The organism is Paenibacillus massiliensis subsp. panacisoli DSM 21345 (assembly GCF_000426545.1).
GTDB lineage: Bacteria > Bacillota > Bacilli > Paenibacillales > Paenibacillaceae > Paenibacillus > Paenibacillus panacisoli.
In genome coordinates this window covers 127,186-139,969 of sequence record NZ_AUFO01000001.1, presented here as the reverse complement: position 1 = coordinate 139,969, position 12,784 = coordinate 127,186, and the positions used below count along the sequence as shown (strand labels likewise).

Here is a 12,784-nt window from a genome sequence, read left to right as displayed (position 1 = left end):
AGCTTAGCCCTCCTTCCTGCTGGTTAGCTTGATACGGGGATCGATTAATGCATAAGCGATATCCGTAATAAAGCGAGCCAACATCAGTATGGCACCGTAGAAGATGGTAACACCCATGATCATAGTGTAGTCCCGAGTTGTAATACTCTCAACCAGAACCTTACCAATTCCGCCGATTCCAAAAATTCTTTCAATAACGATAGAACCTGTAATAATATTTGCTGTCATAGGTCCAACGTAGGTAACTACAGGCATGATCGCATTACGAATCACGTGTCTGAACATGATTGTAATGGCATTCAGACCTTTGGCCTTAGCCGTCTTGATGTATTCTGCATGCAGAACCTCAAGCATACTGGAACGTGTCAAACGAGCGATAAACGCAATCGGCTGTGCCGTCAAAGCAGCTACCGGCAAGACATAGTCCAGTGGACCTTCAAAGCCCATAACATTGAACCAACCGAGCTTCAGTCCGAAGAAATACTGGATCAGTGATGCAAGCACAAAGCTTGGAACAGCGATCCCTAATACAGCGAGGAACATCGCGAGATTATCAATCAGTTTTCGATGGTAGAGTGCTGCAAGCATACCGAGTGCAATACCCAGAATGACTGCCACCACAATCGCTACAAGCCCGAGCTTCAGTGATACCTGGAACGTCTGGCTAATAATATCTCCAACATTTTGATTCAGCTTCTTCATCGAGATTCCAAAATCACCAGTTGCGATATCACCCAGGTATTTAAAATACTGTTCATAGACAGGCTTATCTAAACCATACTGCTGCATCAGGCGAGCCTGAATTTCGGGAGACGTTGCTTTCTCGCTCAGAAATGGGTTGCCCGGAATGGCTTTCATCAGAAAAAACGTAGCCGAAATCAGAATAAACAAAGACAACAGCATGAATAAGAACTTGTTCGTCAAATAACGTAGCATTGCCCGTCTGCACCTCCCTATTTTTTAGTCATAAGTACAATTTTATCGAAACAGAATTAGGTTGTCTAATCCTATTTGTTTTCAAAGTTACAAGAAACTGGATATAAATAAGGCACACAAAAAAATCGGGATATATATGGAGTAACCACACATATATCCCGAAGCGTCTATCCAACTTCAGAAGCACTTCATTTGTTATTATTGAGTCAGGTAAGCTCTAGTAAAGTCAATAGCTCCACTGAAATCAAGTGCGATTCCTTTTACGTTAGGCTTGGTCAAAGAAACGTTAGTGTAGTAATAGATCGGAGCTACAACTACATCATCTTGAATCAGAAGTTTTTCTGCTTTTGCAAATTCTTCCATACGTTTCGCTTGATCAGTTTCACTACGTGTAGCTTTGATCAGTGCATCATATTCTGGGTTGGCATAACCGGAATCGTTATTTCCGTTGCCTGTTGTCCACATATCCAGGAAGTTGATTGGATCGTTATAGTCAGCAGACCATCCAGCACGTGCAACTTGATAGTTCAGTTGCTTACGGTTTTCAAGGAATACGCCCCACTCTTGGTTTTGTGTCTTCACATCAACACCAAGGTTACGTTTCCACATGTCAGCTACAGCCAAAGCGATTTTTTGGTGCGCTTCACTGGAGTTGTACAGCAATGTGATTTCTGGAAGAGTAGTGTAGCCTTCTTCCTTCATACCTTCTTCAAGCAATTTCTTAGCTTCTTCTACGTTCTCAGTGAAGTAGCCGCTGTCTGCATGCTCTTTACGGAACTCATCGGATGCACCCTTGATACCTGGAGGTACGAATCCAAATGCAGGCAATTGTCCACCTTGAGTTACATTGTCAACGATAGGCTGTCTTTCGATTGCCATCGCGAATGCTTTACGGATCTTAACATTGTCAAACGGTTTTTCAGTTACGTTGAACATATAATAGTAGGTACTTGCGATACCCGTGATTTTGAACTCGTTAGGAAGCTCTTGCTTCACGCCTGGAATTTGATCCGTAGGGATCTCACCGTTAGGATGTCCAGTGTAGTCAAGCTGACCACTTCTGTAGGAAGCAAGTTCAGTAGCACCACTGTTAACAAGAGACATAGAAATTTTGCTCAGCTTGATGTCATCTTTGTTCCAGTAGTTTTCGTTTTTAGTAACTTCGATCTTTTGGCCTTTAGTCCACTCAGTCAGAGTGAAAGGTCCATTTACAATCATGCTATCTTTGTTAACTGCCCATTGCTCGTTACCCTCAACGGATTTGTGAACTGGGTAGTATGTGTAGAAAGCAGTCAGACCCAAGAAGTAAGGAGTTGGATTTTCCAAAGTTACTTCGAGTGTGTGCTCATCGATTGCTTTAACACCCACATCTGCGAAATCAGTAACGCCTTGTTTCAGGTTGTACGATTCAGCATTCTTGAGGTAGTACAACTGATAAGCATAAGGAGGAGCAGGAGCTGTACTTGGATCAAGCACACGCTGCCAAGCAAATACGAAATCATTAGCAGTTACAGGATCACCATTGCTCCATTTAGCATCTTGACGAAGCTTGAACGTGTAAGTCAGACCATCAGGGGAAATTTCCCAAGACTCAGCTGTACCTGGTTGTTCTTTACCGTCTGCACCGATTCTTACCAGACCTTCATACATCGTCTTCAGCACTGTGTTTGTTTGGCTATCTTGTGCTTGAGCCGGGTCAAAAGTTGGTGGTTCTGCACTCAGGTTAATGCGCAATACCTGGTCAGCTGCAGCTACCGGTTCAGATGGAGATGTGTTGCCTTCAGGACTTTGTGCACTGTTCCCGTTGTTGGACGAGCAAGCTGCAAGCAGCGAACCCAGAGCCAGGATCAGTGTCAAAAGGACTAACGTACTTTTCCTTTTCATCTAGCTTTTCCCCCTAAGTGAATGTGGTATATGTTTATAGATTATACAACCACCGGTCAAAAAAATCTACATTTGATCCCTTAATTTCGAGGATTTTTTCAAAAAAATGCGACTTTTTTATGTAATCCGGCACATCTTATGTCATTTATGTTTACATCATATTGAATATGTATCTAAAAAGTCCAATAATAGTAAATAGAGCGTAACATATGCTTGTTCCAATAAATGTTATTCTCCACACGGCTCTGAATAATCTTGTCCAATTCACCTCACCTTTAAGACGGTTCTGAGCACCGCCAATGAATCCCATCATAATTATTAGCAGCAGCAGGATTAAGTAAAAGCCAAATGATGAATTGAAAATATTATTGAATAGTGCCGCTACAGATACGACCAGGAAGACAGTGGTGATGTCAAACGCAGTAAGTAGTGCTTGTTTTTTATCTTTTTTGAGGGCATACACTGTGAAATACACGATCAAAAAAGGAAAAAAAGGAAGCAAACTCAATACAATGAAGGTATTGTGCAAGAAGTCCATTGGCGTCACCTCTCTTCGATTTGTATTCCCGCTATCAGCTCAAGGAGCATACGATGCGAAGGTGCTGCTATTCCAGCCTTGGCTGCAAGATTTACAAGCCCGCCGTTAATGGCCATAATCTCTGTCTGCCGTTCATGAAGTACATCAGTCAGCATAGAGGATTGATTCGCTGCTGTAGCACGGCATACACTGAGCAGTTCCTCCCACCAATTTGAGCTAGTTGCAATTCCATTTGCTTGATAGATAATAATTGCTTCATTATATAGCTCTTTCATAAGCCTGATTCGTCGTTCAGATTGCAGGAGCTCACCATTCGTAATTCTCCAAATAGCTGTAAGTGGGTTAATGATGGAGTTGAACAATAGCTTGCGGTAGATGGCTGTATCGATTTCATTCGACATGTGCGAGGAAAATCCTGCCTCATTGAATAAGGCGATTAGTGCTTGATCTAATTCATCTACCTGGTCAGCATGCTGTAGCAAGCTTGAAGCGTCTTCAGCTTCGCCCCTAGCTACATCATTTCCAATCTCTGTCTCCCCCGAACCTGCGTGGACTACTGTAGTTGCATCTAATCTTTTGGCCCCTTCCGTAGTCACGGCTGGTCGAACTCTAGCCCTGGGAAGTAAGCTTGCAATTTTCTCGATATGTCCAACACCATTTTGAAAGCATATAATATGTAGATTATTAACAGCCTTATTCATGCTCGCAGCTATATTTTCCACTGCTCCTTGCTTGGTAGCCAGCAAAACAACTGTTGGAGTTGGGCTGACCTGACTATGCGCATTGCCATGAGTCCTGTTCCAGTCTTGCATAGGACGGACTATCATTCTATCTCCAGCATAACAGTTCTGCCTTCCATCCTGCTCAATTACAGTAACACCCTTTGTTTCTAGTGCATGAGCCTGCTCCAAGGTGCGCACCCACAAGGTAACTTCATTCCCTGCACCTACTAGTCTACCCGTGAGTAGTAGTCCCAATGCACCACCACCGATAATTTGAATCTGCATTGGATTCCTCCATGTCTATAATAAATTTAACGAATGATACGCCCCAAACCCAGTCTCAATGGCATATGCTATTCGTGTATTTAGCACAATCGTGTTCCTGAGTGGATGACATGTTATTCTTCTTACTATACAACATAATCGTAGTCCAGGGAAAAAGGTCTACACTCAAATCACTTCAGGCCGACCACACTAACAATGTATACTATAGCGTAATATACGAAGATACACACACGCTTCAGCAATTTTTTAGCTAAAAAAGAGCCGTCCGCTCGCATAGTATTATGCAAGTCGACAGCTCTCTTTGTACCTTAATTTCCTATACTCACTACTCGATTCGCTCCAGATTGCCATTAGCATCCATTTTGAAGCGAGATTTCAGTTCTTCCTCTTCTTCACTGAGAAATGCAAGTTTACGAGCACGATCCATGATCTGGATTAACGCTTTGTAATCATCGTTAACGACTCTATAATCCGTCTGCACTTCGCTGACCTCTTTGGATAAACGGTCATTTACCCGGCGCAGTTCGCCTAACTCTTCTTCCTTATCCCGTAGCTCCTTCTCAAGCACCTTCACTTGTCGCACCGATTCCTGATAGTTTCCTTTCCACTGACGCAAAAATCGCAGAACTGCATCCATAGAAAGCGTTTCTTCATTCATCGAATCCAGCTTGTACTTGCTATCCTCCACCAATCCGTCATAGGAGGCTATCTGGGATACAACTACAGAGCTCTGCTTTCTGAGATAGCTTCTTTTCTGGCGCTGTGCCTTAGCATTGCTGATGGCTTCTTCATATCTCTTGCGAACGCAGCTGTTCCAGCGGAAGCCGCAGGCTGCAGATGTTCTGGCAATCCTCTGCCCTACTTCCTCAAAAGCGGCCAACTGTGTCCCGCCTTCGCGAATATGGCGCAGAGTGACTTCAGCCAAAATAAGATCGTCCTCCGCACTCCATGCATCTTGTCTAACTGCTGTCATGCCAATGCCCTCCTAACAACATCATAAATAACCATCTTCATGAACCGGAACCGTCCCGGTATGTGAATGAGGTATAAAAGCTGCTCATTTCATTCCTATGCCTCTCGTAGAGTTCATAGAATCTATTTGATACTAAAATGTATTTCCAAAATGGGCATGCGCCATACGTTTATTTTTAATTTTGGTTCTTTCATGTAAAAAGTTCATGGTTTCAAGCGTACGACTTATGTTTTACAATGGATGAAGGCTATATTCTGGGCTACATTCATATACATACATTACAAGCCATCATTTAAAGGAGAAGAGCATTGACTACTACTTATTATGTGAAGGGAATCAGACTGGTAGCTCTGGCATTACTGGTCTATGTTCTTTGGGGCACACCCGTAGATGCTGCTCCTACGAGTGAGGAGACGAGGCGAATTCTGGAGGACAGTCTCTCGATCGTTGAAATGGATCACGAGATCGGGCGGATTAGCAGTGAACAGGAGCAATTAATCCAGCAGCAATCCCGGCTCAGTGTGCAACTAGCAGCTCAACAGGAGCAAATTCAGTTACAGCAGGAGCGCGCCTCTCAAGTGGTGCGTGCTTATTATATGGGTGATCGGGATCAGTTGCTTCAGGCTCTTCTTGAAGCTGAGAACTTACACCAGCTACTAACGTTATACGATTATTACGATCTGATCATGAGTCGTGATCAAGAGGTGCTCGCGGCCTACCAATCCGATTATCAAGCTTTGCGCCGGACAGAACAGAATACCGCTAGGACCGTTGCAGAATTAGCAAATGTAAAAAGTAGACTACTGGAACAACGAGAACGACTATCCAGACTCAAGGATCAGGTGTCTGCTCAGATCGCGAATAGCTCAGATCCTGAAAATATCAGGCTGTTAGCCGAGGAAATGACAGCTTATTGGGAAAATATCGGGCTCTATGAGGTTAAGCGTCACTTTCGGGCTCTTGCCAGTGCCATGCAGGACCTTCCAGCATTTATCCAAAGTCAGCCTGGCGCCATTTCCACCAACGGCAGAACATATCATATAACCTTGCAGGAGCAAGCCTTTAACCAGTTCCTCAAATCCAAAAGCAGCTTGTTCCAGCAATTTGGCTTCACATTCGGTCAGCATCAAATCACGGTACAGGGGAAAAGCGGCTCCATGGACCTGCTGATCGCTGGCTACTATTCAGTAGAAAATAACACACAGAATGCAATAGTTTTTCATGTTGAACGCTTGGTCTTTAACGGATTGGAGTTACCGGAGTCAACTCGAAAGGCGCTAGGCGAAGAATTCGATCTCGGATTTTATCCGCAGCAACTAATCTCTTATGTTAAAGCAACCGATGTTCGGATTATACCCGGAACTATGGAGGTCACCCTGGAGCTTAGCTTGTAGGTTGTTCATTAAGCTTATTGAGTTCTGATCCGTAAATCTTCATTTAAATTCGGAAAAAGCTATAAGGAAAAACCTTCAACGACCTGTCTCGGTCATTGAAGGTTTTTTTCATATCAGTAATGATTATTATAATAGATCTGCCGCCAGTTGAGCCAGTTTGGAGCGTTCACCCTTCTCAAGGGTAATATGCCCGCTGATCTCCTCCTGTCTAAATCGTTCCACAACATAGGTCAATCCGTTGCTCGACGCATCCAGATAAGGATGGTCAATCTGCTCAGGATCTCCCATCAGAATGATTTTACTGCCCTCTCCCACACGAGAGACGATCGTCTTGATTTCATGTCGAGACAGATTTTGTGCTTCATCTATAATAATGAATTGTCCTGGGATCGAACGACCGCGAATGTAGGTAAGAGCCTCGACTTGGATGCTACCAAGTCCCATGAGAATTTTATCAATATCTCCTGCCTTCTTAACGTCAAAGAGATATTCCAGATTGTCATAGATCGGCTGCATCCATGGCCGGAGCTTCTCCTCCTTCTCCCCTGGCAGGTAGCCGATATCCTTCCCCATTGGTACGACGGGCCTAGCAATCAGAAGCTTCTTGTACTTATGCTCATCCTCGACCTTCAACAGACCCGCTGCGAGGGCGAGCAAGGTTTTTCCCGTACCGGCTTTTCCCGTAATCGTAACTAGAGGTATATCGTCGTTGAGCAGCAGCTCCAGCGCCATTCTCTGTTGAACATTGCGGGCTGCAATTCCCCACACTGGCTCATTACTCAGATAGAGTGGCTCAAGCTTGCTTCCCTCCTTGTTCACCCGTAATAGAGCCGATTTGCCTGTGCCCATTTCATCCTTCAAAATGACAAATTCGTTAGGATACAACTTGAAGGACAACTGCAATGGTGCAATGGCCAATTGCCGGAATGAATAGAATTCATCAATGATCGAAGGATGCACCTGAATGGTGAGGCAGCCAGAGTAAAGCTCTTCAGGACCTGCCGTTCGATCCGATAGAAAATCCTCCGTCATGAGCCCAAGTACATCAGCCTTGATGCGAACAAGTACATCTTTGCTCACAAGCACTACGGTTTTCGGCTCAGCCTGCTCCTTCTCTTCCATCTGATAATTCAAAGCAACGGCCAGAATTCGATTGTCGTTGGACAGTTCTCCGAACATTTCTTGTACCTTCAAAAAGCTGCGATGATTGAGCTCCACCTTCAACCTGCCTCCATGCGGAAGCGGTACGCCACTATGCAAATGACCGCTCTCCCTTAGAGCATCGAGGAGACGGGATACGTATCTGGCATTGCGTCCAATCTCGTCAGCATTGCGCTTTTTCGAGTCAATTTCTTCTAAGACCACTGCGGGAATGATGACTTCATGTTCTTGGAATGCAAATATGGCTTTAGGATCATGAAGCAGGACATTGGTGTCGATCACAAATATTTTCTTCATAGCTATCCCCTCCAAAGCGGCATCTGTTCCAGGACGCACATGCTGATCATGCACGGACAATCATGCGCTCCATACATATTAATATTCCCGGCGGACACAATAATTGCAGGTTCCCGTTAAAATTGCCTCACCTCCTTTTCAGAACAGGGAGGAACATACGAATCAGATACAAGTAAAGGAGGAGTCTTTGTGAAAGTCTATGCATGTATCATGCTGCTCAGTCTAGTACTGACTGCCTGTGGTGTATCCAGACAAGAGCAAAATATTAGAGAGCATAGCGTGCCAAATGGCCCTGCAGCTCACCCCGTAGAAGATGTAGCCCGCCTACCACAGGAGGCTAATGCTACTGAGCAGGCTGATCATCTAGCCAAAATAGCTCGCAGAGTCAACGGGGTGGCGAATGCGAACTGTGTAGTTCTTGGCAACACGGCCATCGTCGGCATTGATGTGGACGGAAAGCTGGAGCGTGCCGATGTAGGCACCATCAAGTATTCCGTAGCCGAAGCCATTCATAAGGACCCGGATGGTCTCAACTCCCTTGTCACGGCTGACGCCGATATTACCCAGCGCTTATCAGAAATGGCTGCAGATATCCGGGCGGGACATCCCATTCAGGGATTTGGCCTGGAGCTGGCTGATATTATGGGACGCTTAATTCCGCAAATGTCTACAGATACTCAAATATCCGAGAACGAGCCACAGATGAATAAAGGTAAACCAACAACCAACACCGGCCAGCCATACACAAATAAAAACGAAAAAGCCCAGTGATCACTCACTAGGCTTTTTTCATGGCAGAAAAGACCTGGGCATCCAGCTTCCGGGCTGCACGCTCATCTTGAACTCTTGCATATTGAGGCGGCGAAGCCAGCTCCATGCCATAAAACAAGGCATTACGAACGGCCTCAATCGTAATATCAAAGCAACAAATTTTAAAAGGTACATCCTTCAACGGGTCCTGCACAACACTGGCACGTCCGTTAATGGCATAGATTGTCCCTTCACCGAACACAGTCACTGTGACCAGCGGAGACTTGTGCATGTTGTGAACAAGACGCGAACGATGATCCACAGCAATACGTAATGTGGCAGGGTTCACCGCATAAATCCAGGAGAGCACCGTGGAAGTGGGTCCTCCACTATCCGCATCAATCGTATTGATGATGACGAAAGTCTCTTCCTGCAGTTGATTCCACAGCGTATCTGGCAAATGGGTGACCATCTCGGACATCTACGTCCCTCCCTCAGCACCACTACTCTTACTTATTAAAAATTATATCACAGAATCATAGTATCATTCAAAGGCTAGAGTTGTCATGTATTGCTGCCAGCATCTCCACTATCATCGGTTCCACCGAGATCCTTCTTGATGTGTGCTCCATCATATTCCGCCTTGAGAGCTTGCTTGGCTTCCTCCAGCTTCTCTTCGTCAATATATACATACGGACTTCGCCAAGTACCAGCTACTGGATTGTATGTGACATTGTCCTTGGATATATTCCAATAAGTAGAGACAAGGTTCTTCATTTGCGCTGTCTCAATGTCCATCGTCAGGTTTTTGTCCACGGCTTCAATGACATTCCCGAATTTCGTGAGTCCATTAAAGCTCTGCATCTGATCAATCAAAGCACGCAGCACCTGGTTCTGACGCTGATTACGTTCAAAATCATCAGAAGCTGCGGTACGCGGTCTGCAATTGGATTTGCGATATCTTACAAAATCGAGCGCTTTATCACCATTCAAATGCTGCTCTCCAGCCTTCAAATTGATGTCAGTACCGTCTGCTGTATCACGATAGCACATGTTCTTGTCCACCGTAACGCTGACGCCTCCCAGCTCATCTACCACATCACGGAAGCCCTGGAAGTTCAGAACGGTCACATAATCAATTTTCAGCCCCATATACTCGCTGATCATCTTCTTCATTTCTTCCTCAGCACTTACACCTGACTCTTTTTCCCGTGATTTGAAGACCGGATAGTATTCATTCAGCTTGCGTGATCTGTAGCCATCTAGCTCGAATTTTGTATCACGTGGCAAGGATACCAGCGTCGCTGATTTTGTCTTCGGATTCAATGTAGCTACCATAATCACGTCCGTAAGGTAGGTCTGATGCTTCGGACGATAGTCTGTCCCGAGCAGCAATACCGTCAGAGGCTTAGCCTCTGCTAACTCCGTCTGTGGAACGGGCTTATTGATTCCTGTATCCAGAACGGCCTCGACCTTGTTCATGATGTAGTATGCGTATAGACCTCCGGAAATCAATCCAATGATCATAAGGAAAAGAACAAATTTCATGAAGGAGCGAAAGAAGCTTTTTTTCTTTTTTTTGCCTGCTTTGGCCCGTTTTCCAGCTCGTTGACGTGGAGGCAGATTATTCTGGGAGTTGCTCATGATTCAACACCTTTTCGCTTAAATAATGAGGACACAAGATCTAGCGATATCATATAAAAAACAAACGTCTTTCCATCTATTCTCACAGGAGACAGACGGTACTTAGAAATGTATAATACAATTTTTAATCTCCAAAAAAACGCGAAACGGCGCAGCCCCGGAAGGGACTCGCCGCCGCGGCTGACCAGCATTTGGAACAGATGCTCTCTCTGGCCAAACTGCCGATCTGTGCTATTAGGAATTCGCTTGTGCCATTTTACGTTGCTTCTCGGCACGCTCACGCTCACTCTTGTTGAGAATTTTCTTACGCAGACGGATGGATTGTGGAGTAATCTCACAATATTCGTCATCATTCAGATATTCAAGTGCCTGCTCCAGTGAGAAGATACGTGGTGTTTTCAACTTAACCGTATCATCCTTGGTAGCCGATCTCACGTTCGTCAGCTGCTTTTCTTTGCAGATATTCACGACGATGTCGTTATCACGAGTATGCTCACCAACAATCATACCTTCATAGATCTCAGTACCTGGCTCAAGGAACAGAATACCGCGGTCCTCTACTCCCAGCATACCGTAGAATGTGGAGGTCCCATTCTCAGTGGAGACTAGTACGCCTTGATGACGCCCGCCGACTTGGCCACCAACCAGTGGTCCATAGCTGTCAAATGCATGATTCATTACACCGTAGCCACGGGTCAAAGTCAGGAAGTTCGTGCTGTAGCCAATCAGGCCACGAGCCGGAATCAGGAACTCCAAACGTACCTGGCCGCTACCATTATTGATCATGTTCACCATCTCCGCCTTACGCATACCCAGGCTTTCCATGACAGATCCCATGCTCTCTTCTGGAATATCAATCAAGAGGCGCTCGATCGGCTCCATCTTCTTGCCGTCGATTTCCTTAATGATAACTTCAGGCTTGGACACTTGCAGTTCATAGCCTTCACGACGCATATTCTCAATAAGAATACCCAAGTGAAGCTCACCACGTCCGGATACGATAAAGGCATCTGGGCTATCCGTCTCATCAACACGTAAGCTGACATCCGTCTCCAGCTCTTTCAGCAGACGATCACGCAGCTTACGGGAAGTAACCCATTTACCTTCGCGTCCAGCGAATGGACTGTTGTTAACCAGGAATGTCATCTGCAGCGTAGGCTCATCAATCTTGAGTACAGGCAGTGCCTCTGGTTGATTCGGATCAGCAATCGTCTCACCGATATTGATATCCTTAATTCCAGCAATCGCTACGATATCTCCAGCGCCAGCTTCTTCAGTCTCGATACGCTTCAATCCCTGGAAGCCGAACAGCTTCTCGATCCGTGCGGACTTCTTGCTACCGTCACGCATCATGACTGCAACCGGTTGTCCCTGACGGATAACGCCACGGTTCACACGACCAATGGCAATACGGCCAAGGTATTCATTATAATCCATCAGAGTAACGAGGAATTGCAGAGGCTCATCGACCTTCTCTGTTGGAGCTGGGATATGATCTACGATCATCTCATAGAGAGCCTGCATGTTCTCATCCTGCTTCTCAGGGTCCGTACTGGATGTCCCGTTCAATGCGGAAGCATAGACGACAGGGAATTCCAACTGATCATCATTAGCACCGAGCTCGATGAACAGATCCAGTACTTCATCGATCACCTCTGCCGGACGAGCGGCAGGACGGTCAATTTTGTTCACAACTACGATAGGTGTCAGATTCTGCTCAAGCGCTTTGCGCAATACGAACTTCGTCTGTGGCATACAGCCTTCATAAGCATCAACTACGAGTAGTACGCCGTCAACCATCTTCATAATCCGTTCCACCTCGCCACCAAAGTCGGCGTGTCCCGGGGTGTCAACAATGTTAATCAGATAATCTTTATACGTAATGGCTGTGTTCTTCGCCAAAATTGTAATTCCGCGCTCCCGCTCGAGATCATTGGAATCCATGGCTCTTTCCTGTACCGCTTCGTGCTCGCGAAATGTTCCGGATTGTTGAAGCAGCTTGTCGACGAGCGTCGTTTTTCCGTGATCGACGTGGGCAATGATCGCAATGTTGCGAAGATTCTCTCTTGCATGCATGGTTTGTTCATTATCCTTTCCTATGTCAAATAATGGTCTATATATCTCTATATGCTGCGGATTTTGCACGACTGTGCAGACCCGGAACCATTCACTCACAAAACAAGCGCCGGGGAAACACTCC

Annotated in this window: 11 protein-coding genes; 2 read left to right on the top strand and 9 right to left on the bottom strand. The window is 45.5% G+C overall.

What is annotated here, in order from left to right; translation table 11 throughout:
* Positions 1-3: 3 nt before the first annotated feature.
* The 5 genes from K331_RS0100590 to K331_RS0100570 all read right to left on the bottom strand — a co-directional run bounded on the left by K331_RS0100590 (position 4) and on the right by K331_RS0100570 (position 5,338).
* Complete coding sequence (locus tag K331_RS0100590; RefSeq protein WP_028588774.1) at positions 4-936, bottom strand: ABC transporter permease; 933 nt, start codon at positions 934-936, stop codon at positions 4-6.
* A gap of 198 nt (positions 937-1,134) precedes the next feature.
* Positions 1,135-2,820 (bottom strand): peptide ABC transporter substrate-binding protein, encoded by a 1,686-nt coding sequence (locus tag K331_RS0100585; protein WP_028588773.1) that lies wholly within the window; start codon positions 2,818-2,820, stop codon positions 1,135-1,137.
* A 151-nt stretch (positions 2,821-2,971) separates the two neighbouring features.
* Positions 2,972-3,358, bottom strand: a complete 387-nt coding sequence (locus tag K331_RS0100580; RefSeq protein ID WP_018886766.1) for a DUF3397 domain-containing protein — start codon at positions 3,356-3,358, stop codon at positions 2,972-2,974.
* A gap of 5 nt (positions 3,359-3,363) precedes the next feature.
* Positions 3,364-4,365 carry a ketopantoate reductase family protein gene (locus K331_RS0100575; RefSeq protein ID WP_028588772.1) on the bottom strand — a complete coding sequence of 334 codons (1,002 nt, stop codon included), beginning with the start codon at positions 4,363-4,365 and terminating at the stop codon, positions 3,364-3,366.
* A 325-nt stretch (positions 4,366-4,690) separates the two neighbouring features.
* Positions 4,691-5,338, bottom strand: coding sequence for an RsfA family transcriptional regulator (locus K331_RS0100570; protein WP_018886764.1), 648 nt, complete (start codon positions 5,336-5,338; stop codon positions 4,691-4,693).
* Positions 5,339-5,646: 308 nt separating this feature from the next.
* On the opposite strand from K331_RS0100570, the gene K331_RS0100565 reads away from it, so the two are divergent.
* A complete protein-coding gene (locus K331_RS0100565) occupies positions 5,647-6,732 on the top strand; it encodes a hypothetical protein (protein ID WP_028588771.1) in 1,086 nt (361 codons plus the stop codon).
* A 126-nt stretch (positions 6,733-6,858) separates the two neighbouring features.
* Here the strand turns inward: K331_RS0100565 and K331_RS0100560 are convergent, their stop codons facing one another.
* Positions 6,859-8,190, bottom strand: a complete 1,332-nt coding sequence (locus K331_RS0100560; protein WP_025677079.1) for a PhoH family protein — start codon at positions 8,188-8,190, stop codon at positions 6,859-6,861.
* 189 nt (positions 8,191-8,379) lie between these two features.
* Here K331_RS0100560 and K331_RS0100555 point away from each other — a divergent pair, with 189 nt between their 5' ends.
* On the top strand, positions 8,380-8,961 hold the full coding sequence (locus K331_RS0100555; protein ID WP_028588770.1) for a YhcN/YlaJ family sporulation lipoprotein: 582 nt from the start codon (positions 8,380-8,382) through the stop codon (positions 8,959-8,961).
* Positions 8,962-8,968: 7 nt separating this feature from the next.
* Here K331_RS0100555 and K331_RS0100550 read toward each other — a convergent pair whose 3' ends face one another.
* From K331_RS0100550 to typA, 3 genes are all read right to left on the bottom strand, one after another.
* On the bottom strand, positions 8,969-9,421 hold the full coding sequence (locus K331_RS0100550; protein ID WP_028588769.1) for a pyridoxamine 5'-phosphate oxidase family protein: 453 nt from the start codon (positions 9,419-9,421) through the stop codon (positions 8,969-8,971).
* An 83-nt stretch (positions 9,422-9,504) separates the two neighbouring features.
* Positions 9,505-10,584, bottom strand: a complete 1,080-nt coding sequence (locus K331_RS0100545) for an LCP family protein (RefSeq protein ID WP_028588768.1) — start codon at positions 10,582-10,584, stop codon at positions 9,505-9,507.
* 234 nt (positions 10,585-10,818) lie between these two features.
* Positions 10,819-12,660 (bottom strand): translational GTPase TypA, encoded by a 1,842-nt coding sequence (gene typA, locus K331_RS0100540; protein ID WP_018886758.1) that lies wholly within the window; start codon positions 12,658-12,660, stop codon positions 10,819-10,821.
* Between the last annotated feature and the right edge of the window lie 124 nt (positions 12,661-12,784).